Origin of the sequence: Prevotella sp. khp1 (assembly GCF_900102205.1) — a bacterium.
Classification (GTDB): Bacteria; Bacteroidota; Bacteroidia; order Bacteroidales; family Bacteroidaceae; genus Prevotella; species Prevotella ruminicola.
The window spans coordinates 402043-423635 of sequence record NZ_FNJZ01000001.1; the positions used below are offsets into that span (position 1 = coordinate 402043).

General features: G+C 48.3%; 20 protein-coding genes and 1 tRNA gene. 9 read left to right on the forward strand and 12 right to left on the reverse strand.

Annotation, left to right across the window (positions count from 1 at the left end; all coding sequences use genetic code 11):
* Positions 1-2: 2 nt before the first annotated feature.
* The 3 genes from BLR73_RS01780 to BLR73_RS01790 all read right to left on the reverse strand — a co-directional run bounded on the left by BLR73_RS01780 (position 3) and on the right by BLR73_RS01790 (position 4437).
* Positions 3-1604 (reverse strand): thiamine pyrophosphate-dependent enzyme, encoded by a 1602-nt coding sequence (locus BLR73_RS01780; protein ID WP_091858261.1) that lies wholly within the window; start codon positions 1602-1604, stop codon positions 3-5.
* 212 nt (positions 1605-1816) lie between these two features.
* Positions 1817-3388: an OmpP1/FadL family transporter gene (locus BLR73_RS01785; RefSeq protein WP_091858264.1), complete on the reverse strand. Its 1572-nt coding sequence runs from the start codon at positions 3386-3388 to the stop codon at positions 1817-1819.
* Positions 3389-3432: 44 nt separating this feature from the next.
* A complete protein-coding gene (locus BLR73_RS01790; RefSeq protein WP_091858267.1) occupies positions 3433-4437 on the reverse strand; it encodes a hypothetical protein in 1005 nt (334 codons plus the stop codon).
* Positions 4438-4566: 129 nt separating this feature from the next.
* On the opposite strand from BLR73_RS01790, the gene prmA reads away from it, so the two are divergent.
* The 5 genes from prmA to BLR73_RS01815 all read left to right on the forward strand — a co-directional run bounded on the left by prmA (position 4567) and on the right by BLR73_RS01815 (position 10511).
* Positions 4567-5409 (forward strand): 50S ribosomal protein L11 methyltransferase, encoded by an 843-nt coding sequence (gene prmA, locus BLR73_RS01795; RefSeq protein ID WP_091858270.1) that lies wholly within the window; start codon positions 4567-4569, stop codon positions 5407-5409.
* Between the two features lie 279 nt (positions 5410-5688).
* Complete coding sequence (locus tag BLR73_RS01800; RefSeq protein ID WP_074683752.1) at positions 5689-6198, forward strand: hypothetical protein; 510 nt, start codon at positions 5689-5691, stop codon at positions 6196-6198.
* Positions 6199-6357: 159 nt separating this feature from the next.
* On the forward strand, positions 6358-9618 hold the full coding sequence (gene carB, locus BLR73_RS01805) for a carbamoyl-phosphate synthase (glutamine-hydrolyzing) large subunit (RefSeq protein WP_033150914.1): 3261 nt from the start codon (positions 6358-6360) through the stop codon (positions 9616-9618).
* A 118-nt stretch (positions 9619-9736) separates the two neighbouring features.
* Complete coding sequence (locus BLR73_RS01810) at positions 9737-10321, forward strand: IMPACT family protein (protein ID WP_091858273.1); 585 nt, start codon at positions 9737-9739, stop codon at positions 10319-10321.
* 102 nt (positions 10322-10423) lie between these two features.
* Positions 10424-10511: transfer RNA gene (locus tag BLR73_RS01815), tRNA-Ser, on the forward strand.
* Positions 10512-10558: 47 nt separating this feature from the next.
* Here BLR73_RS01815 and BLR73_RS01820 read toward each other — a convergent pair.
* The 6 genes from BLR73_RS01820 to serC form a co-directional block, all read right to left on the reverse strand.
* Positions 10559-10831, reverse strand: a complete 273-nt coding sequence (locus tag BLR73_RS01820; protein ID WP_013064145.1) for a TIGR03905 family TSCPD domain-containing protein — start codon at positions 10829-10831, stop codon at positions 10559-10561.
* 4 nt (positions 10832-10835) lie between these two features.
* Positions 10836-12083: a DUF1015 domain-containing protein gene (locus tag BLR73_RS01825; RefSeq protein WP_091858277.1), complete on the reverse strand. Its 1248-nt coding sequence runs from the start codon at positions 12081-12083 to the stop codon at positions 10836-10838.
* A gap of 36 nt (positions 12084-12119) precedes the next feature.
* The gene (locus tag BLR73_RS01830) at positions 12120-12545 is read right to left on the reverse strand and encodes an HIT family protein (RefSeq protein WP_033150917.1); all 426 of its coding nucleotides are present in this window, start codon (positions 12543-12545) and stop codon (positions 12120-12122) included.
* A gap of 79 nt (positions 12546-12624) precedes the next feature.
* Positions 12625-13542: an NAD(P)-dependent oxidoreductase gene (locus BLR73_RS01835; RefSeq protein WP_091858280.1), complete on the reverse strand. Its 918-nt coding sequence runs from the start codon at positions 13540-13542 to the stop codon at positions 12625-12627.
* Between the two features lie 36 nt (positions 13543-13578).
* On the reverse strand, positions 13579-13941 hold the full coding sequence (locus BLR73_RS01840) for a four helix bundle protein (RefSeq protein WP_091858283.1): 363 nt from the start codon (positions 13939-13941) through the stop codon (positions 13579-13581).
* 34 nt (positions 13942-13975) lie between these two features.
* Positions 13976-15043: a 3-phosphoserine/phosphohydroxythreonine transaminase gene (gene serC, locus BLR73_RS01845; protein WP_028908247.1), complete on the reverse strand. Its 1068-nt coding sequence runs from the start codon at positions 15041-15043 to the stop codon at positions 13976-13978.
* 297 nt (positions 15044-15340) lie between these two features.
* Between serC and BLR73_RS01850 the strand changes: the two genes are divergently transcribed.
* Genes BLR73_RS01850 through BLR73_RS01860 form a run of 3 tightly spaced genes read left to right on the forward strand, consistent with a single transcriptional unit; the run spans position 15341 to position 17765 of the window.
* Positions 15341-15733 carry a 2-amino-4-hydroxy-6-hydroxymethyldihydropteridine diphosphokinase gene (locus BLR73_RS01850; protein WP_091858287.1) on the forward strand — a complete coding sequence of 131 codons (393 nt, stop codon included), beginning with the start codon at positions 15341-15343 and terminating at the stop codon, positions 15731-15733.
* Positions 15730-16962, forward strand: a complete 1233-nt coding sequence (locus BLR73_RS01855; RefSeq protein WP_091858290.1) for a M64 family metallopeptidase — start codon at positions 15730-15732, stop codon at positions 16960-16962. The genes BLR73_RS01850 and BLR73_RS01855 overlap by 4 nt, the downstream gene beginning before the upstream one ends.
* Positions 16959-17765: a TrmH family RNA methyltransferase gene (locus tag BLR73_RS01860; protein ID WP_091858295.1), complete on the forward strand. Its 807-nt coding sequence runs from the start codon at positions 16959-16961 to the stop codon at positions 17763-17765. The genes BLR73_RS01855 and BLR73_RS01860 overlap by 4 nt, the downstream gene beginning before the upstream one ends.
* Positions 17766-17769: 4 nt before the next feature.
* On the opposite strand, the gene mtgA is transcribed toward BLR73_RS01860, so the two are convergent.
* The 3 genes from mtgA to BLR73_RS01875 all read right to left on the reverse strand — a co-directional run bounded on the left by mtgA (position 17770) and on the right by BLR73_RS01875 (position 20385).
* The gene (mtgA, locus tag BLR73_RS01865; RefSeq protein WP_080517170.1) at positions 17770-18456 is read right to left on the reverse strand and encodes a monofunctional biosynthetic peptidoglycan transglycosylase; all 687 of its coding nucleotides are present in this window, start codon (positions 18454-18456) and stop codon (positions 17770-17772) included.
* A gap of 35 nt (positions 18457-18491) precedes the next feature.
* Positions 18492-19172 (reverse strand): YiaD family glycine zipper/OmpA-like lipoprotein, encoded by a 681-nt coding sequence (locus BLR73_RS01870; protein WP_091858297.1) that lies wholly within the window; start codon positions 19170-19172, stop codon positions 18492-18494.
* Positions 19173-19317: 145 nt separating this feature from the next.
* Positions 19318-20385, reverse strand: a complete 1068-nt coding sequence (locus BLR73_RS01875) for a linear amide C-N hydrolase (RefSeq protein ID WP_091858300.1) — start codon at positions 20383-20385, stop codon at positions 19318-19320.
* Positions 20386-20603: 218 nt separating this feature from the next.
* Here BLR73_RS01875 and BLR73_RS01880 point away from each other — a divergent pair, with 218 nt between their 5' ends.
* Positions 20604-21449 carry a TIGR02172 family protein gene (locus tag BLR73_RS01880; RefSeq protein ID WP_091858303.1) on the forward strand — a complete coding sequence of 282 codons (846 nt, stop codon included), beginning with the start codon at positions 20604-20606 and terminating at the stop codon, positions 21447-21449.
* Positions 21450-21593: the final 144 nt, after the last annotated feature.

Here is a 21593-nt window from a genome sequence, read left to right on the forward strand (position 1 = left end):
TATTATTTATTGGCTTTCTTTTGCTTAAGGTGGCGCTGCAGCGTTTGCATGCACTCACGACGAGGAATAATCACGCTCACACCGTGATAGTTAATCTCCTCGCGGATGGCTGCTGTAATCTCGGGCATGTTCTTGGGGATGGGGTTAACCACCTTGAGGTGATCCTCTGAGAGGCCCAGACCCTTACAGATAGCCTCGAACTTGTTGGTACCAGCCGAATCCTGTCCGCCTGTCATAGCGGTGGTCAGGTTGTCGCTGATAATCACAGTGATGTCGGCATTCTCGTTGATAGCATCCAGCAGACCGGTCATGCCGCTGTGGGTGAAAGTAGAGTCGCCGATGATGGCTACTGCAGGCCACTGACCAGCGTCGCTGGCACCCTTGGCCATTGTGATAGATGCACCCATATCTACGCAGCTGTGGATGGCTTTGTAAGGAGGCAGGAATCCGAGTGTGTAGCAACCGATATCACCAAACACGCGGGCGTTGGGATACTCCTTCAGTACTTCGTTCAGGGCGGTGTAAACATCGCGGTGACCGCAACCCTGACACAGTGCAGGTGGACGTGGAGTTACATCCTCGCATGGTGCATAGCTCTCGCTGCTCTCAAGACCCAGTGCCTTCTTCAGGAAGTCGGGATTCAACTCGCCTGTACGAGGCAGTTCGCCTGTTAAGCGACCCTTGATGACAGCGTTGCCGGGCATCACACCACGAACCTGATCCTCGATGAATGGCTGACCCTCTTCGGCTATCAGTACCTGCTCGCAATCGTCGGTCATACGTCGGATGAGCTTCTTGGGAATAGGATACTGCGAAATCTTGAGTACGGGGAAAGGACAACCCTCGGGATAGCACTCCATCAGGTAGTTGTAGGCAATACCGCTGGCGATGATACCCAACTTGTGGTCGGCGCCATCGATATACTTGTTATATTTGCTCTCAACAGCCATCTGCTCCAGCAAAGGTTGCTGACCGGTTACTACTACATTACGCTTGCGGGCAAAGGCGGGCAAAAGTACCCAGTTACTGGCCTGGGCATTGTAGTTAAGCTCGTTCTGTGGGCGGGCCTCGTCCTTCACCTCAACTACGGCACGACTGTGAGCCATACGGGTGGTAACACGCATCAGGATGGGCAGGTGCAGATTCTCCGACATATCGAAAGCCTCCTGCATCATATCGTAGGCCTCCTGCTGCGAGCTGGGCTCCAAGGTGGGAATCATGGCAAACTTAGCGTAGAAACGTGAGTCCTGCTCGTCCTGCGATGAGTGCATCGATGGGTCGTCGGCTACCAGAACCACAACACCACCGTTGGTACCCGTCATAGCCGAGTTAACAAACGGATCGGCACAAACGTTCAAACCTACATGTTTCATACACACCAGCGCCCTCTTGCCCATATACGACATACCGAGTGCAGCCTCCATTGCCGTCTTCTCGTTGGTGCTCCAACGGCGGTGGATGTTGCGCTCTTTGGCAATGGCCGACTCCTGGATATACTCAGTAATCTCCGTTGATGGAGTGCCGGGATAGGCATATACACCGCTCAGACCAGCATCGATAGCGCCCTGAGCAATAGCCTCGTCTCCCAATAAAAGCTTTTTCATCTGACTAATTTATATTTTACAATTTTACGATTTTCAATTATGTGATATTATCTATCAGGGGCAAAGGTAGACATTTTTGCGCAAACAGCCAAAAAAATACGGCTTAATTTGCATAAGCCGTATTTTTATTCATATAAACTTTCAGTTTTTTAATTTCTACAATCTAAAACCTTACAATTTTTACATTTTCTAATTGTTACATTTTTACATTATCAGAAAGTGTATCCGATGGTAAGCAAACCTTGGCTGCGCTTGTTGCTAACCTTAGTAACACCTGTGCTAACGCTTGTTGAAGAAGTGAGACTCTGATAGTCCTGGAATGGGTGGAACTCACCATCAGTATTGCTCAGCTGGTAAGCCAGGTCGATGTTCATCTTACCTACCTTGAAACCTACACCGCAGGTAAAGCGATTAGTATCCTTCCAGTTTACATAGTCGGTTGTAGAAGCGTACATAGTGCCTGGGCTGTCGACAGTCATATCGCGAACACCATCCATCTTGTAACCGCTGGTGATGTAGTTGTAGCCTACACGGAATGCTACTTCAGGAACGGGCTTGTACTCTGCACCCAACTTCAGGGTTGATACACCCTTGAGCGAACGCTCGGTATTGGCCTTCATGGCTACATCCTTCGAGGTCTCGGCATTGTCGTAATAGTCGTAACCATCGATGATGCGGTTCTGGCTGGCGCTGTAGTCGGTGTACTCGTAACCTGCACCCAGAGCAAACTGGGTACCGATGGTGGTTCCAAGGCTCAAACCAAACTTCCAAGGTGTGTGGTAAGCAAAGTCGTAGCTCTCCTGACTCTGACCCTTATCCCAAGAACCGTAAGGGGTGTTGTTAACCATAGCGCTTGAGTTGCTCGAGGTAAGCTCGTACCAGGTTGGTGTGTGGATGTAAGCACCGATGCGGAATGGCGACTCCTCGACAGGACGGAAGATAGCACCAAACTTCAGGTTGATACCAGTACCGGTAATCTTACGCTCGTCGCCATAAGCCAGCGAACCAGTTTTAATACCTTGCGAATCAAGGATGGTCTCGGCATACTCCGAATAACCCTTATAGTGTACATCCTGTACGCCAACAGTCAGTCCCCAGAAGAAACGGTCGTTGTAGTTACCGCTCAGGTTGAAGTCGTAATCGGCAATCCATCCGCGATGGGCACGATCAAAGCTGTAGGCACCAGCCTCGCTCCAATAAAAGTACTGATCATCAGGATCGAGCAGGAACACGTTGGCGTTCATATAGTCGGCCTGATTATAGCGGTATGAGCGATAGTCGCCCTCCCATCCCATCACTTCGCCTTGCTTGTTCTCGTCGAACTCATAAAGTCCGCGAGCGGCCTTCTCGTAGGTGAGTCCGTTCTGTGAGCAACCGCGCAATGAGTTGGCAGCCGACAGAATCTGGTCGAAGTTCTTACTCTTGTGGTAGTTGAAGCCCACATTAATAAAAGAGGTGGGACTAACGCGAGCCGAGTAAACAAATCCAGCCTGATCAAAACTCATATTGGTCTTATTCAGTCCGTCGAACTCCTTAGCGTCGGCCTGCGAAACCACGCCGAAACTCAAACTGGCTGTTGAGTGACGGAAGAGTCCGATACCAGCAGGGTTAGTACCCATGGTTGAGATATCGGCACCCAAAGCCTCCATTGCTCCACCCATACCTACATAGCGGGCGGTTCCGTTCAGATCGCTACCCAGCAAGCGGGCGCTCTCGTATGTATCCTGTGCAGCTGCTGGCAAAACTAAGCCCATAGCAATCGCTGCCAATAAAACCTTCTTCATAATGGCAATATAATGTTTAATGTATTAATGTTCAATGTTCAATGTCAGCGGCGTCCTCCCATACGGCTACCACCGCCGCCACCGCCACCAGAGCTACGAGAGCCTCCGAAGCTACCACTGCTACTGCTGCTGCCAAAGCTACCGCTGCTTGAGCGTGATGGACTGCTGTAAGTAGAGTTAGAGCGAGTTGGTGACGAGTAATTATAATTAGAATTAGAGTTGTTACCACCACGGCGACCGCTGAAGTTACCAGAGCTGCTGCGCTGTGTGTTACCGCTGCTATATACACGGTCGCCACCCATTCTGCTGGCGCGATCTCTCAGGCTACCCATACGCGAACTGCTGTTGGCAACAGAGTTGCGGTATGAAGGTCGACGACCTGTGCTGCCCTTGATGTCGATAGAACCGGCATTGCCAGTGTGACCGTAGTAGTGTGTTCGGCCACCGCCGCCACCACCATAGTAATAGGGATAACCCCAGTAGCGATAAGGCGAATACCAGCTGTAGTAGCTGTAGTAGCCATAATATGGCCAACCCCATGTGCTCCAATATGGATCGTACCAGCCGTAGTAGTAAGGATCCCACCAGCTCAGGTAGTATGGATTGTTCCACATTACGCTGCTATACCATGAACCATAGTACCAGGGATCGTACCAGCCGTAACGACTGTAGTACCAAGGTGAGTGCCAACCCCAAGTGCTTGAACCGGCACGATAACCAGCCCAGAAAGCAGCATTGCTGCTCACGTCGTAGTCATCAAAGCGAACCATGTTCTTGGTCAGGGCGAAATCCTCAGCCTCAAGAGTGTCGGCAGGATAAACACCCTTTCCATCAGTAAAGTCGATTACATCTAACTTGGTAGTATCACCGTCAATCACCTCGTAGCTGCTCTTGGCTTTTGACTGCGGAGCCACCACGGGGGCGATATCCTTCACATGCTCTACCTGTGCCTTCTTCTTCTTTGGTACGAAGTAGAGGTCGTCGTCCTGAGCCATCATCGAGAGAGGCATGGCTCCGATCAGCATTGAAATTAGTAACAGTTTCTTCATTTTCTTCTAAGTTTAATGATTCACGTTGCAAAAATACAACGAATTTTGGTGCAAAAATAGGGAAAAACCCTAACTTATGATAGGATTTTCCCTAATTTTTGTAATTTTGCCTCAAAAATTAACGATTATATGAAGTATTTTGAGGTAGAATTCACCATTTCACCCTATTCGGCCGATGCTGCCGACCTGTTTGCATCGCTTGCTGGCGAGGCTGGTTTCGAAACTTTCGAGGAAACCGAAACAGGCTTGAAGGGTTATGTGCAGCAGTCGCTCTTCGATGAAGATGCACTGCGCGAGTGTATCGAGGATTTCCCTTTCGAGGGTACCTCTATTATATATAATGTACGCGAGGCCGAGGATCGCGACTGGAATGAGCAATGGGAACAGGAGGGTTTTGAGCCCATCGTGATTGCCGACCAACTGGTGATTCACGACGGTCGCCATCTGCCCGAGGTGGATAGTAAGATACAGATCGAAATCGATGCCAAGCTGGCCTTTGGTACCGGTACCCACGAAACCACACGTATGATTTGCACCCAGCTGCTGAAGTTGGCCAAAGGTCGCGTGCTGGATTGCGGCACAGGTACGGGTATCCTTTCTATCTGCGCCCTGAAATTGGGTGCAACCGAGGCTGTAGGTTATGATATCGACGAATGGAGCGTAGATAATGCCCGCCATAACGCCGTGATTAATCGTGTTGACGATCGATTCACTTCGCTTTTGGGCGACGCTAAAATACTCGAAAATATCGACGAAAAATTCGATATTGTGCTGGCTAACATCAACAGAAATATCCTTTTGGCCGACATGCCGATGTTTGTTAGCAAGATGCATGAGGGCTCGCTGCTTATCCTAAGTGGCTTCTACTCAGACGATTGCGAAATTCTGATAGAAAAAGCCCATTCCATCGGACTAAAGTTGGTATCGAAGACTACCGACCATGATTGGGCTTGCCTGGTACTGAAGCATTAATATGCAGATAATATAAATATTGTTAAGAATACACCGAAACATTTGGTGATTACATTTTTAATCAGTACCTTTGCACTCGATTTTAATGGTTAAGGTTTATGGTTGATTAATTTAGTTTTTTAACGAAAGAGGCTAGCAGTGAATGCTCGCCTCTTTTTGTTTTATAAAAAATCGCAGAAAAACGCATTTTCGTTTGGCGGTTAGCAAAATTTGCCTTATCTTTGTCGCCGATAATTCATTTATCAACTATTTTGTACAACCAATTAAAACTTTTCAGAAATGAAGAAACTAACAATGATGATTGCTGCCCTTGCAATGGCTATGACTATGCAGGCACAAACCAAGTTCCACGACGTTGAAGCTAACGAGGCTAAGGGCGCCGTTAAATCAATCAGCATGACCGTGATGGGTATGCCACGTAACACCACCTTTACCGAGGACGGTAAGATGCAGCAGGACGGTCTGACCGATGCCAAGTACGACGAGAATGGCTACATTCAGAGCGCCAAGATGAGCATGCAGGGCCAGGAGGCTGAGGTTAAGTTCACCTGGGAGAATGGCAAGCTTGTCAGCCAGACCACAAACGTTATGGGTCAGGAGATTAAGCAGGTCTTAGTTTACGACGAGAACGGACTGGTAAAGGCTCAGAAGATGAACATGATGGGTCAGGATGTTGAGGTACCCCTCACCGACTATAAGTTCGACGATAAAGGTAACTGGATTAGCCGTAAAATGAGTATGATGGGACAGGAAATGGAAATGACCCGTACCATTACTTATTACGAGTAAAACGCATAAACATTTAGTTTATATCTAAAGGGCTCACTTTTTAATAAGTTGGGCCCTTTTTTTAACACTTTACAAGACGCTGTTTTTGGAAGTTTAAAATAAACTTCGTATCTTTGCAAGCGATTTTATGCAATCTTCAAAATAAAAACCAATACGAATATGAAAAAAGAACTGAAAAAGGTGCTGGTTCTCGGATCAGGTGCCCTGAAAATCGGACAAGCAGGAGAGTTTGACTATTCAGGCTCTCAGGCCCTAAAGGCACTTCGCGAGGAAGGCATCAAGAGTGTACTCGTAAACCCTAACATCGCAACCATTCAGACCAGCGAGGGTATTGCAGACAAGGTGTATTTCCAGCCGGTAAATACACACTTCGTAACTGAGATTATCAAGAAGGAGCGCCCCGACGGCATCCTCTTGGCATTTGGTGGACAGACCGCGCTTAACTGTGGTACTGAGCTTTACTTGAACGGAACTCTGAAAGAGTATGGTGTTGAGGTACTTGGTACAAGTGTAGAGGCCATAATGAACACCGAAGACCGCGACCTGTTTGTAAAGAAACTGGGCGAGGTTGATCTGAAGGTTCCTGTAAGCCACGCTGTAGAGTCGATGGAAGATGCCCTGAAGGCAGCTCACGAGATTGGATTCCCCATCATGATCCGTTCGGCTTATGCACTGGGTGGTCTGGGTTCAGGTATCTGTCCCGATGAGAAGAAGTTCATCGAGTTGGCCGAGTCGGCCTTTACTTTCGCTCCACAGATTCTGGTTGAAGAGAGTCTGAAGGGCTGGAAAGAAATCGAGTTTGAGTGCATCCGCGATGCTAACGACCGTTGCTTTACCGTTGCCTCGATGGAGAATTTCGACCCACTGGGTATCCATACTGGCGAATCCATCGTAGTTGCGCCTACTTGCTCGCTGCGCGAGGAGCAGGTTAAAATGCTGCAGGAAATCACTATTAAGTGTGTAAAGCACCTGGGCATTGTGGGTGAGTGCAATATTCAGTTCGCATTCAACGCTGAGACTAACGACTACCGTATCATCGAAATCAACGCGCGCTTGAGCCGTTCTTCGGCTTTGGCATCTAAGGCTACTGGCTATCCCCTCGCCTTCGTTGCTGCCAAGATTGCACTTGGATATACACTCGACCAAATCGGCGAAATGGGCACTACATCAAGTGCTTATGTAGCACCAAGTCTCGACTATATGATCTGTAAGATTCCTCGTTGGGACCTGACTAAGTTTGCTGGTGTGAGCCGTCAGATTGGTTCGTCGATGAAATCGGTTGGTGAGATTATGAGTATCGGTCGCAGCTTCGAGGAGATGATTCAGAAGGGCTTGCGTATGATTGGTCAGGGCATGCACGGTTTCGTGGGCAACGACCACACCAAGTTTGATAACCTCGACGAGGAGTTGGCTAACCCAACCGACCTGCGTATCTTTGCTATCGCTCAGGCTCTCGAAGAGGGCTACACCATCGAGCGTATCGAGCAGCTTACCAAGATTGACGTTTGGTTCCTGGAGCGCCTGAAGCATATTGTTGACCTGAAGCACGAGCTGCTGAAGTATAATCAGCTTGAGGAACTGCCCGATGAGCTGCTGCTGGAGGTAAAACGTTGCGGTTTCAGCGATTTCCAGATTGCCCGCTTCGTTCTCAAGCCACAGGGTGGAAATATGGAGAAGGAGAATCTGGCTGTTCGCAAGTATCGTAAGCAGCGCGGCGTAGTGCCATCGGTTAAGCGCATCCCAACAGTTGCCTCTGAGCATCCTGAGCTTACCAACTACCTCTACTTCACCTACACCCATGTTCCAGCATTCGGAAATCCTGAGGGTGAGAAATATGTAGCTGCACACGACATTAATTATTATAATAATGAGAAATCGGTGGTAGTACTCGGTTCGGGTGCTTACCGTATCGGTTCGTCGGTTGAGTTCGACTGGTGTTCGGTTAACGCCATCAACACCGCTCGCAAGCTGGGTTACAAATCTATCATGATTAACTACAACCCTGAGACCGTTTCGACCGACTACGACATGTGCGACCGCTTGTATTTCGACGAACTTTCGTTGGAGCGCGTGCTCGATGTGATCGAATTGGAGTCGCCTCGTGGTGTCATCGTTTCAGTGGGTGGTCAGATACCTAATAACCTGGCAATGAAATTGCATAGACAGGGAGTTCCCGTGCTTGGAACCTCGCCTGTTGACATCGACCGCGCTGAGAACCGCGACAAGTTCTCGGCCATGCTCGACAAGCTTGGAATCGACCAGCCAGCATGGCAGGCACTCACCAGTTTCGACGATGTGAAGGATTTTGTGGCCAAGGTGGGTTACCCCGTTCTGGTTCGTCCTTCGTACGTTCTTTCGGGTGCCGCCATGAACGTTTGTTACGACGAAGCAGAGCTGCTTCGCTTCCTGAATATGGCTACCGAGGTATCAAAAGAGTTCCCTGTAGTAGTATCTAAGTTCATGACAGAGACTAAGGAGATAGAATTCGACGCTGTAGCCGACAAGGGCGAGGTAATCGAGTACGCTATCTCTGAACATGTGGAGTATGCAGGTGTTCACTCGGGCGACGCCACGATGGTTTTCCCCGCTCAGAACATCTATTTCTCTACTATTCGTCAGATAAAGAAAATTGCACACAAGATTGCAGCCGAATTGAACATCTCTGGACCGTTCAACATACAGTTCCTCGCCAAGAACCGCGAGGTTAAGGTTATTGAGTGTAACCTGCGTGCCAGCCGTTCATTCCCATTTGTGTCAAAGATTTTAAAGCGTAATTTCATCGAAACAGCTACCAAAATCATGCTCGACGCACCTTATCAGAAGCCTGACAAGAGTGAGTTCGACATCGACCGCATTGGTGTGAAGGCCAGTCAGTTCTCGTTCGCCCGTTTGCAGAATGCCGACCCAGTTCTGGGTGTCGACATGAGCTCAACTGGTGAGGTTGGTTGCTTGGGCGACGACCTGAACGAGGCCCTGCTCAACTCGCTCATCGCAACCGGTTACTCTATTCCTAAGGATGCCGTTCTGATTTCTTCTGGTGGCGCCAAGGGTAAGGTAAGCTTGCTGGAGCCAGCTCAGCAGTTGGCCAAGAAGGGTTACACCATCTACGCCACCGCTGGAACCGCTAAGTTCTTTAACGATAACGGTGTAAAGGCTGTAGCTGTAGCATGGCCCGATGAAACCGGCGAAAATAATGTGATGGATCTTATCAGTCAGCACAAGGTTGGTTTGGTTATCAATGTACCAAAGAATCACACCAGTCGCGAGCTCACCAATGGTTACAAGATCCGTCGTGGTGCCATCGATCATAACATTCCTTTGATGACTAACGTGCGTTTGGCCAAGGCATTTATCGAGGCCTTCACCGCTATGAGCATCGATGATGTGAAGATCAAATCATGGCAGGAGTATAATAATTGATTGAACATTGACCATTGACGATTGACCATTATTGCTGCGCCTTTAGAGACAGTACAATATAAATGGTCAGTGGTCAATGATAAATGGTCAATGTTCAATGGTCAATGTTCAATGATAAATGATTGACGAGTATAAAACACTAAAAAGCGGAGGTGAGGGATATTACACTGAAAAGCGTAGCAAGTTCCTCGCCTTCGCTCATCATGTAGAAACCCTTGACGAAATCAAGGAATTATTAGCCGGATATCGTAAGAAGTACTACGATGCCCGCCATGTTTGCTATGCGTATATGTTAGGTGCCGAACGATTGGAGTTCCGCGCTAACGACGATGGCGAACCATCGAGCACAGCCGGCAAACCCATTCTGGGACAGATTAATAGCAACGAGTTAACGGATATCCTGATAGTAGTGGTGCGTTATTATGGTGGTGTGAACTTAGGTACATCGGGTTTGATTGTGGCCTATCGCGAAGCAGCTGCCGATGCCCTCGCCCACTCCGAGTTTGAAACCCGTCAGGTTGAGGAGATTGTGACCTACACTTTCGCCTATCCGCTGATGAATGATGTGATGCGAATTGTGAAAGAGATGCAGCCACGAATTGTTTCGCAAACCTACGATAATACCTGCGAAATCAAGCTCAGCATTCGTAAATCGGAAGCCGAACAACTGCGCAACCGACTCTCTAAGCTGTCATTCGAATAAAAATCGCATTTTCCGCAAAAAATGTTTGGTGGTTTCCTAAAAAAGCATTACCTTTGCACTCGCAAATATAAAACGAGTACATCGATTTGCTTAATCTTGATTGGAGAGTTGGCAGAGTGATCGATCGCGCTGGACTCGAAATCCGGTATACCCCTTTCGGGTATCGGGGGTTTGAATCCCTCACTCTCCGCAAAGAAAAGAATAAGGCTTCGGAATTTCCGGAGCCTTATTTCTTTATTATCCCTCTAATGGAGCATCTTTGAGTTTCTCAAGTGCCCGGCATAACTGATCGGGGCATGATGTACCTTTGGCACCACAACGAATGCCGTTGATCTTGGGTATCACATCGTCTATCTTCTGTCCGCGCACCAACTGGCTTATTCCCTGAAGGTTGCCGTTGCAACCTCCAAGGAAAAACACCTGCTGTATCACGTTGTTCTCATCGGCAGTCACGTCGATCAGTTTCGAACATGTGCCCTGAGTTTCGTACTGTATATGCTTAGTCTTCATCGGCTTAGCTCAACTTGTGAATTACCAGTCCTGAACGCAGCTTTGGCTCGAACCAGGTTGCCTTTGGTGGCATAATCTTACCGCTGTCGGCAATATCCATAATCTGCTGCATTGATACGGGATAGAGAGCCAGCGCAGCACGCATCTCACCTGAGTCAACACGGCGCTTCAGCTCTTTCAGTCCGCGCAGTCCGCCTACAAAGTCGATGCGCTGTGATGAGCGTAGGTCGCCGATGTTCAGAATCTCGTCCAGAATCAGGCGGCTCGAGATATCTACATCCAGCACGCCGATAGGATCGGTATTATCGTATGTTCCCTCCTTAGCCTTCAGACTGTACCAGTGCTGGTCGAGATAGAGCGAGAACTCGTGCAGCTGCTGGGGCTTGTAAATCTCGGGACCCTTATCCTCAACCTCGAAGTTTACCTGCAGGGCAGCCAGAAACTCTTCTGATGACATGCCGTTCAGGTCCTTCACTACGCGGTTGTAATCCAGAATAGTGAGCTGCGATGCCTGGAAGCAAACAGCCATAAAGTAGTTATACTCCTCGGTACCATTGTGGTTGGGGTTCTGCTTCTGCTTCTCGGCACCAACCAGAGCGGCAGCAGCCGAACGGTGGTGACCATCGGCGATATACAGCGATGGCATCTGGGCAAACTGCTCAGTAATAGTCTGCATATCCTTAGCGTCGCTGATTACCCAGAACTGATGACGGAAACCATCGATAGGAGCTACGAAATCGTACTCAGGCTCGGTAGCAGCATAACGCATAATCAGCTCGTTCAGTACAGTGTTGTCGGGATAAGCAAAGAATACAGGCTCGATGTTAGCATTGTTCACACGCACATGCTTCATGCGGTCCTCTTCCTTATCTCTGCGGGTCAGCTCGTGCTTCTTGATGTTGCCCTTCATGTAGTCATCTACATAAGCGCCAACCACCAGTCCGTACTGCGTCTTTCCGTTCATGGTCTGCGCATAGATGTAATAGTGGTCGTCGGCATCCTGTACCAACCAACCCTTATCCTGGAACTTCTGGAAGTTCTCGGCAGCCTTCTCGTATACACGTGGGTCGTACTCCGAGGTACCAACTGGGAAATCAATCTCTGGTTTGATAATGTGATAGAGGCTCTTCTCGTTGTCGCCAGCCTCTGCTCTCGCCTCTTCACTGTCGAGCACGTCGTAAGGACGGCTCTCAACTTGCTCTACAAGTTCTTTTGGTGGGCGAATACCCTTGAATGGTTTGATAATAGCCATGTTATATGTTGTACATTAAAGATTAAACATGAAACTTTAAAGATTGGCCTTGATTTTTTCGATCATCTCGGCATATTCGGCATCAGTCAGATATACCTTGCCTGGGTTCATCTGGAACACGCCGCCGTAATCGGGGCCATCTACATATTTGGGAGCCAGATGGAAGTGCAGATGCGACAGCTTGTCGCTATAGGCACCATAATTGATTTTCTCGGGGTTGAATGCTTTCTGCATGGCACGAGTCACCTTGGCCACATCGGCCATAAAGGCATTGCGATCTTCGTCGCTCAACTCGTTCAGATCATTCACGTGGTCCTTATAGGCCACCAGGCAGCGACCGCGATAGGTCTGCTCCTTAAAAAGAAAAGCTCGCGACACCGACAGTTGAGCAAACTCAATCATCAGGTCGTGAAGCGTCTGATTATTCGTGCAGTACAAGCACTGCTTGGGATCACTTTGCATAATTAAAATAGGTTTTAGGAAAATACAAAAGTGCACAAGTAGGGCTTAAACCCTCCTGTGCACCTTATATATCAGTAAATTACTTATTTACCTGGAACTTGGTGTCGCCATCCTTGAAGAAGGCGTTGATCTGCTTGGCAGCAGCGATACCAGCATTGATGTTGGCCTCGGCTGTCTGAGCACCCATCTTCTTAGGAGTTGAGAAGTAGCGACCCTCGAACTTAGCGAACTCATCGTTAGCATCTGGCATGATGTCGGTCACGAACTTCAGGTCCTCACGCTCAGCCATCAGCTTAATCAGCTCGGGCTCGTTGATAACCTCCTTACGGGCTGTGTTAACCAGCACGCCACCCTTCTTCATCTTGCCAACCAAAGCAGCGTTGATGCTCTGCTTGGTCTCAGGAGTAGCAGGGATGTGGAGTGAAACAACATCGCAAGTCTCGAACAACTTCTCCTGGCAGCAAACAGCATGCACGCCAGCAGCCTCGATAACATCTGCAGGGCAGAAAGCATCGTAAGCGTAAACGTCCATACCGAAGCCCTTGGCGATGCGAGCCACATTGCGACCTACATTACCGAAAGCCAGGATACCCAGCTTCTTGCCCAGCAGCTCACTGCCGCTCTTACCGTTGTAGAAACCACGAACGGCCATCACGAGCAAACCGAATACCAACTCGGCTACAGCGTTTGAGTTCTGACCTGGGGTGTTCTCGGCTACTACGTTGTGAGCAGTAGCAGCAGCCAGATCGATGTTGTCGTAACCAGCACCGGCACGAACCACAATCTTCAACTGCTTAGCAGCGTCCAATACCTCAGCATCCACCTTATCGCTACGGATAATGAGTGCGTCGGCATCAGCAACGGCTGCCAGGAACTGAGCCTTTTCTGTATATTTCTCGAGCAGTACCAGCTCATTGCCGGCTGCCTCAATCTCTGCCTTAATACCATTAACAGCAGCTGCTGCAAATGGCTTCTCTGTTGCAACTAATACTTTCATTTTACTCATTGAACATTGAACATTGACCATTGACCATTATTTCTCATCGACAGTTTTTGTTGTTTTGATAATTTTGGTCAGGGTTGCTGCGATTTTTCCACAATCATTATAAATAGATTCAAATTGCATTTCATCCAGATAATCTGACTCATGGAGCAACTCCAGCCAATATTCAGTTTCGTTTGCCTCCTTTAAAGCAATATTTAACTTGTTAATAAAATCCATTCGACTTTGAGCATTAACGCTTTCGCGAATGTTGGCTCCAATGCTTGTGCCACTTCTCAGTACTTGCTTTGACAGGACATATACCTGTTTTTCTTCTTTCAGATAATTATATAATCTGATAATTCGAAGAGCAAAAGCTTTACTGTCATTCAGCACCTGATTGTCCGCCTTCATAATGGTCAATTGTCAATGCTCAATGGTCAATGACTTAATGATTTGCTTCGAATTCCTTCATGCAAGCTACGAGAGCGTTGCAGCCTTCGATGGTCTGGGCGTTGTAGCAAGATGCACGGAAACCACCAACTGAGCGGTGACCCTTAACACCAACCATACCCTTCGAAGTAGCGAAGTCGAGGAAGTCCTTCTCCAGCTCCTTGTACTCGTCAGCCATTACGAAGCAGATGTTCATCAGCGAACGATCCTCAGCCTTAGCTGTACCTACGAACATCTTGTTGCGGTCGATCTCGCCATAAACAATCTCTGCACGCTGCTGAGCCAGCTTATCCATAGCCTCTACACCACCCTGGGCCTTGATCCAACGCAGATTCTCGAGAGCGCTGTAGATAGGAACTACAGGAGGAGTATTGAACATACTGCCCTTATCTACGTGTGTACGGTAGTCGAGCATGGTTGGGATCTCACGTGGAGCCTTACCCAGAGCGTCGTCCTTAACAATCACGATAGTAACACCTGCCATAGCCAGGTTCTTCTGAGCACCAGCGTAGATGGCATCGTACTTAGCAACGTCAACAGGACGGCTGAAGATATCTGATGACATATCGGCAATCAGACGAACGGGAACGTCGAGGTCCTTACGGATCTCAGTACCATAGATAGTATTATTTGTTGTGATGTGCAGATAGTCAGCATCAGCGGGAACAGTCCAATCCTTAGGGATGAAGGTGTAGTTGGCATCAGCTGAAGAAGCCACCTCTACTACCTCACCGAAAAGCTTTGCTTCCTTCATAGCCTTCTTAGCCCAAACACCGGTGTTCAGGTAAGCAGCCTTCTTAATCAGGAAGTTATAAGGAATCATACAGAACTCCAGACTGGCACCACCACCAAGGAAAATCACGGAGTAACCCTCGGGAACGTTAAGGAGTTCCTTTACGAGAGCTACAGCCTCGTCAACTACAGGCTGAAAGTCCTTTGCACGATGGCTGATCTCCATCAGAGAGAGACCTGAGCCGTTGAAATCAAGACACTGCTGTGCGGTCTTCTCAATCACCTCGCGAGGAAGCATCGAGGGACCGGCGTTAAAGTTGTACTTCTTCATTTGATTGTTTATTTATTAAATGGTTTATATTCTATGTCTTTGAAAAACGCTGCGAAATTACACTTTTTATTTTAATCCACCAAATATTTAAGCAGAAATTCACAATATTTCCTCTTTTTCTTTCATTTTGTCAACTCAATATGGCATTTTTCTACCGCTTTTGATAGATTGCTACACCTTATTATATATATTGACCTTGCAAAGGTAATGAATATTTTTGTATTCAATGCGGGTTCGGTAGATTTTTTTTGAAATCATTTGGAATTTTGCACGCTTATTTATACCTTTGCAATCGTTATGATACAGAAAGAACATCATATTATTATCAGTCTGGCTTCGAATATCAATCACGAGGCCAACTTAGAGGCTGCCCGCACCCAGCTCACCCAGCTGCTCAGCGAGGTACATTTCACCTCCGCCATCTACACCGAACCCGTAGGAAATGGTCAATGGTCAATGGTCAATGGTCAATGTCCCAAATATCTTAATCAGTTGTGCAAAGGCACCACTGCCTTGGGTATGAACCTGCTGAACGAGGTGCTGAAGGAGATTGAGAAACGTCTGGGTCGCACGCATAACGAGGATGGTATTGTAACCGTCGACCTTGATTTGCTGGAGTACGATGGCGAGCGTTTTCACCATCGCGACTGGGAACGAAACTACGTAAAGGATTTAATTAACGAATTATGAGGAAATTATTTATTGTCAGTGCGTTACTTTTATCATATTTTAGCGCACAAGCACAGAACTTCGACGATTATTTCGAAGATAAAACCCTGCGATTAGACTATACTTTTGCAGGCGATGCTACCCGTCAGCAGATATTTGTCGACGAGTTGGTAAGCTTGCCCCGCTGGTACGGTCGCAAGCAGCATCTGGCCGAGCTGCCACTCAAGGGCAACGGACAGATTACCGTGCGTTCGCTCGCCGATGGAATGGTGATTTATCGCCACTCGTTCTCAAGTTTGTTCCAGGAGTGGGTATCTACCGCCGAAGCCAAACAAACGCAGAAATCGTTCGAGAACGTGTTTCTGGTGCCCTTCCCCAAATCGCCCGTCGAAATCAAGGTCGAGCTCTTTGATTACCACGATCAGGTCATCAGCTGTCTTACCCACAAGGTAGATCCTAAGGATATTCTGATTCGTAAGGCTGGCGAGCGCCAGATTACACCCCATGTCACCCTGCAGCAGGCTGCCGATACCGCACGCTGCATTCGCGTGGCTTTTGTGGCCGAAGGCTATCAGCAGCAGGAGATGGACGTGTTCCTGAACGATTGTCGTATAGCGATGGAATCGCTGTTCGAACACGAGCCCTTTAAGCAGAACCAGCTGAAATTCAATATGGTAGCTGTGATGCCGCCATCTGTTGAGAGCGGCACCAGCGAGCCCAATAAAGGCATCTGGAAGAATACCCCACTCGGCTCGCATTTCGACACCTTCTATAGCGAGCGCTACCTCACTACCCTGCACCTGAAGAAGCTGCACGATGTGCTGGCAGGCATCCCTTACGAGCACATCATCGTGCTGGTAAATACCGATCGCTATGGTGGCGGCGGTATCTACAACTCTTACAACCTTACTTATGCCCACGGCAAGCACTTCCGTCCCGTTGTGGTTCACGAGTTTGGTCATTCGTTTGGCGGTCTGGGTGATGAGTACCCTTACGGCGACGACGATCCTATGTATTTTGCCGATACCGAGCCTTGGGAGCCCAATCTCACAACAAAGCACGATTTCAACGGCAAATGGGAGAACCTGATTAAGGATAAAAAGGCCGGTTTTATCGAGGGCGGCGGTTACCTCTCAAAGGGTGTTTGGCGTGGTTACGAGAACTGTCGCATGCGCACCAACGAGGAACCCGAGTTCTGCTTGGTTTGCCAGCAGGCCCTGCAACGTTTAATTGATTTTTATACTAAATGATTACTGAAATACAATCCTTACAACAGCCTGGCATTGAGGTGTTTGGGGCGCTCACCGAAGCGCAGCTCCGAAACAAACTTGATGCCGAACGCGGCTTGTTTATTGCCGAGAGTCCTAAAGTGATACGTGTGGCCCTGCAGGCTGGCTATCAGCCCCAGGCGCTGCTTTGCGAGCGCAAGCATATTACAGGCGATGCAGCCGATATTATTGCCGCCTGTGGCGATATTCCTATCTATACTGGCGAGCGCCAACTGCTGGCCCAACTTACCGGCTATACCCTCACCCGTGGCGTGCTCTGCGCCATGCGTCGCAAACCTGAATTGAGCGTACAACAGGTGCTGGGTAGCATTCCCAGCGGTCAGAAACATCGCATCGTGGTGATCGATGGCGTGGTTGATACCACCAATATCGGTGCCATCTTCCGTAGTGCAGCCGCTCTGGGCATCGATGCCGTATTACTTACCCGTAACAGCTGCGATCCCTTGAATCGCCGCGCTGTGCGTGTATCGATGGGTTCGGTATTTTTAGTTCCCTGGACTTGGCTCGACTCTTACGATACCCTGCGCTCATTGGGCTATCAGACAGCCGCAATGGCCCTCACCGATAAATCCATCTCGCTCGATGATCCTGTGCTGAAGCAGCAGGAGCGCCTGGCATTTATCATGGGTACCGAGGGCGACGGTCTGCCCCAGCAGACTATCACCAACGCCGATTTCACCGTGCGCATACCGATGTCACACCAAGTTGATTCACTCAATGTGGCAGCGGCAGCGGCAGTGGCTTTCTGGGAACTCAGAAAGTAAGTACTTATTTATCAGATAGTTTATCTACGTATTTCATCTCGCGCATAATCCTTCCTTGGCGCTTGTACATATAGCCCGAAGGATTCTTGCTCGAGAATTTACGTGGATTAGGCAGTGTAGCTGCAATCAGGGCGCATTGGGCCTTTGTTAGCTCCGATGCATCGGTATTAAAGTGCTCTTCGGCAACGGCCTGTGCACCATAGATACCATCCCCCATCTCAATCGAGTTCAGATACACCTCCATAATTCTCTCTTTACTCCACATCAGTTCGATAAGTGCTGTAAAATACACCTCGAACCCTTTACGCACCCACGAGCGTCCCGGCCAAAGGAACACATTCTTAGCCGTTTGCTGCGAGATGGTAGATGCACCCAGCTTACGTTTCTCGGGGTGCTTGCTGTTACGTTTGGCAGCCTTTTCGATAGCCTGGAAGTCGAAACCGTGATGCTGCAGGAATTTAGCATCCTCGCTCGCCATCACCGCCATGGGCAACGATGGTGATATCTTGTCCAGCGATACCCAGTGGTGTTTCAGCTTCAGGTCCTTACCCTCGCTAATCTGCTGCGAACAGCGTATAAACATCAGAGGTGTAAAGTAAACCGGCAAGAAACGTAGTGCCATAACAGCAAGAATAGTGGAGGCAAAAAATACCACCACTATCCATTTTATTATGCTCTTAAATACTTTCAATTGAAAATGGTCAATTGTCAATGTTCAATGTTCAATTATTTAGAAGCCTCAGCATTAGCATCCTTAATCATCTGCTCCGAAGCGTACATGTAAACCTCAACGCGACGGTTCTGCTTGCGGCCCTCGGCTGTGCTGTTGTCAGCAACTGGGTTGGTAGAACCCTGACCGTCAACCGATTTAATCTGTGAAGCAGGAACACCCAGCGACTTCAGATAATTAGATACGCTCTTAGCACGGTTAACCGACAGAGGATTGTTGATAGCATCGCTACCAGTATTATCGGTGTGACCGTAGATAGCAACGTCGCAAGCGCTGTTGTTCTTCAGTACGGTAGCAAACTGCTGCAGTGAGCTCTTTGACGAGGCATTCAGGTCAGCCTTGTTAGTAGCAAACAGAATACCCGAATCAAATGTAACCTTTACAGCCTCAAGTCCGTTAGCGTCGGTGATAGTCTCAACCTGAGCGTTCTTAACGGCCTCAGCCTCCTTCTTAGCCTTGTCCATCTTCTTACCGATGATTGCACCAGTACCAGCACCTACAGCACCACCGATAGCGGCACCAACAGCTGTGTTACCAGCAATCTTACCAATAATAGCACCCAGGGCAGCACCGCCACCTGCACCAATCATTGTACCCTTAGCTGTGTTACTCATGTTACATCCAGCCAGCACCATCGAAGCGCACAGTGCTACGGCGATTGATTTCATTCTTTTCATACTCGTTCTAAATTTGTTAATTAATCGTTTACTATTGTTTCTGCCTGCAAAGATAGTACATTTTTTTAAAGCGAGTATCATTATATCGATATTTTTTTGTATTTTTGTTCCGATTAATGATTTTTATGTAGAGAGATGCAGAATTTTACTCAGCAGTCGATTTCAGACTAAAGCAGAATGGCTTGTTATAGTGGCGCTGCGAATAATAGGTAACCGAAGGGTGCTTCAGGTTCATCACCATGGTCCACGCTGTACCCAGAAACCCTTCGCGCTGTGGTTGCGATACCGATGCAATCGCGTTTGTAAGCTGCTCCATGTTCATTACACCGCTGTTTTCGGCATATCGCTCGCATAGCATGTCGTAACGCTTATCGCCAGGCTCCAACCCCGCGTTCAGCTTCTGCTCGCACAGATAGTGGTTAGCCACAGCAGGCGATTCTACCACCACCATTTTATTGTCAACATACTCCACAACTACACTTTTGCCCGTAGCATCGGCCATTGCGTAATGGTGAGCCGAACCTATGTCCGAGTGCATATCTATGCCCTCCAGCAGTTTCAGCGCCTCGTCAACGGTAGCAGCATTTTTCAGCATATAAGGTATGGCGGCCGTTGTAGTCAGGTCGGGTTTGCTGGTGTTCTGGTGCGTCTGCACAGTGTCGCCCGCCATCAGGTCGGCAATGGCCAGTCCCTTCTCGTTAATACCGTCCAGCGCCACAAACAGTCCTGTAAGCGCCATATACTGATTCTTAAAACCCTCGGGTTTGTAATTCTCGCCAAAGTTGTAGAACTCCACGTTAAAGGTGGTGATTGTTTCGTAGCCTTTGTCGGGGATGCAATGCATTATCACGCCAATGGCCGATGTGAAATCAAAGTTGCGCCCCATCAGAATATCGCCCTCAGGCGTGTTTACGGTTAGTGCCGAGCATCCGTATGCCTGCTTCGATGTACTGATTTCGGGCTTGTAATGACCCTTCGACAGGAATTCGATGGCATATCCGGCCAGCTCGTCGGCTTTAGCTATGCCCCCCTTGGCCATCAGTCCGTCAAACCCGTCGTCGCCCTTGTACTCCATGTAGTACAATCCGTCGTCCAGTTTCACACACGAGTTTGCACCTTTAACCAGATGGCCGAACTCTAACCACACGGCAATTCCCAGCAATACAACCAATCCCATGACGCTGAATAGCGCAATTATCAATACTTTCTTCATTAGTTTATAGTTTATAATTAACGTTTTCAAATTTATGTTTGATGCTGCAAAGATACAAAAAAGTTTCTTCTAACTTGCTTTTTTCCGAAGAAATTCTTAATTTTACACCCGAGATCTATAATTTGCGAAGAATTAAATATGACTATGATGAAAGAAATAAGCCATGCTCTTGCGCACGACGGCTATGTAGGTGGCTGGTTTAATAAAGATATAAGCTTATGAACGAAGACATACTGCGAATTAATTTAGACGACTATATCCAGACTGGTGAGGGCGGTACTGCTCTTACTTACACCCATAAGGATGGCCTTTCGCTGGCTAAGCTTTATAATCCTGGATTCGAAGCCGACAGAGCCAAAGCCGAGTTTCTTACCGCCCGCGCCGTGTTTGAGTTAGGCATCCCATCGCCCGAACCCTTCCGATTGATTACCGATGGCCAACGGAGCGGCGCCGAATACGAACTTATCAAAAACAAGCGCTCATATACCCGTATTATTTCCCAGGAACCAGAACGATTAGAGGAGATATCGCTCAAATTTGCACGTATGGCTAAGGAGCTGCATGCCAAGCAGGCCGACACCACGCGCCTTCAGTCCTATAAGCAGAGAATCGCTAACTTCTATCACGAAAAGGATATGGTACCCGAGGATTACAAGCAGCGAGTATTGCAATTTCTGGATACTGTACCCGATACCCCACGCTGCCTGCATGGCGATCTACATATCGGCAACATCATTACCGACGGCCAGCGCGACCTTTGGATAGATTTAGGCGAATTTGCTTACGGTGCACCCGAGTGGGACTTGGCGCTACTCTGGACCATGTGTCACAATATGCCTGGCGATCGTGTTGAACACATATTCCATATCACACACGATACGATGATGGCCCATTGGGACATATTCTTCCCAGCCTATCTTGGCACCAGCGACCCGCAAGCCATCCACGAGGCCACCCAGCGCTTGCTTCCTTATTACGCTGCAAAGGTGCCCTACATCTTCCACATGGTATTCAATCGTCCCATGCCCGATGCTGCCCTGCAGAACATCGGGAAGTATTTATGAAAAGTAATTACCCTAACACTAAACAGCCTTTAGTATCAAGGTATAACACCTTTTGTATAAGGGTAAGTTTATATTGATCCAGATAGTCTCTATCATATATTCGGATAGTCTTAATGAGTTGTTCAGATAATCTCCATACCCCTA

Excerpts from the sequence above, each read along its gene's own strand:
- BLR73_RS01850 (WP_091858287.1), top strand. The coding sequence starts at position 15,341 with ATGATACAGAAAGAACATCATATTATTATCAGTCTGGCTTCGAATATC.
- prmA (WP_091858270.1), top strand. The coding sequence starts at position 4,567 with ATGAAGTATTTTGAGGTAGAATTCACCATTTCACCCTATTCGGCCGAT.
- BLR73_RS01830 (WP_033150917.1), bottom strand. The coding sequence starts at position 12,545 with ATGCAAAGTGATCCCAAGCAGTGCTTGTACTGCACGAATAATCAGACG.
- serC (WP_028908247.1), bottom strand. The coding sequence starts at position 15,043 with ATGAAGAAGTACAACTTTAACGCCGGTCCCTCGATGCTTCCTCGCGAG.
- BLR73_RS01840 (WP_091858283.1), bottom strand. The coding sequence starts at position 13,941 with ATGAAGGCGGACAATCAGGTGCTGAATGACAGTAAAGCTTTTGCTCTT.
- BLR73_RS01875 (WP_091858300.1), bottom strand. The coding sequence starts at position 20,385 with ATGAAGAAAGTATTGATAATTGCGCTATTCAGCGTCATGGGATTGGTT.
- carB (WP_033150914.1), top strand. The coding sequence starts at position 6,358 with ATGAAAAAAGAACTGAAAAAGGTGCTGGTTCTCGGATCAGGTGCCCTG.
- BLR73_RS01860 (WP_091858295.1), top strand. The coding sequence starts at position 16,959 with ATGATTACTGAAATACAATCCTTACAACAGCCTGGCATTGAGGTGTTT.
- BLR73_RS01870 (WP_091858297.1), bottom strand. The coding sequence starts at position 19,172 with ATGAAAAGAATGAAATCAATCGCCGTAGCACTGTGCGCTTCGATGGTG.
- BLR73_RS01790 (WP_091858267.1), bottom strand. The coding sequence starts at position 4,437 with ATGAAGAAACTGTTACTAATTTCAATGCTGATCGGAGCCATGCCTCTC.
- BLR73_RS01785 (WP_091858264.1), bottom strand. The coding sequence starts at position 3,388 with ATGAAGAAGGTTTTATTGGCAGCGATTGCTATGGGCTTAGTTTTGCCA.
- BLR73_RS01825 (WP_091858277.1), bottom strand. The coding sequence starts at position 12,083 with ATGGCTATTATCAAACCATTCAAGGGTATTCGCCCACCAAAAGAACTT.
- BLR73_RS01780 (WP_091858261.1), bottom strand. The coding sequence starts at position 1,604 with ATGAAAAAGCTTTTATTGGGAGACGAGGCTATTGCTCAGGGCGCTATC.
- BLR73_RS01820 (WP_013064145.1), bottom strand. The coding sequence starts at position 10,831 with ATGAAGACTAAGCATATACAGTACGAAACTCAGGGCACATGTTCGAAA.
- BLR73_RS01855 (WP_091858290.1), top strand. The coding sequence starts at position 15,730 with ATGAGGAAATTATTTATTGTCAGTGCGTTACTTTTATCATATTTTAGC.
- BLR73_RS01835 (WP_091858280.1), bottom strand. The coding sequence starts at position 13,542 with ATGAAAGTATTAGTTGCAACAGAGAAGCCATTTGCAGCAGCTGCTGTT.
- BLR73_RS01810 (WP_091858273.1), top strand. The coding sequence starts at position 9,737 with ATGATTGACGAGTATAAAACACTAAAAAGCGGAGGTGAGGGATATTAC.
- BLR73_RS01800 (WP_074683752.1), top strand. The coding sequence starts at position 5,689 with ATGAAGAAACTAACAATGATGATTGCTGCCCTTGCAATGGCTATGACT.
- BLR73_RS01880 (WP_091858303.1), top strand. The coding sequence starts at position 20,604 with ATGAACGAAGACATACTGCGAATTAATTTAGACGACTATATCCAGACT.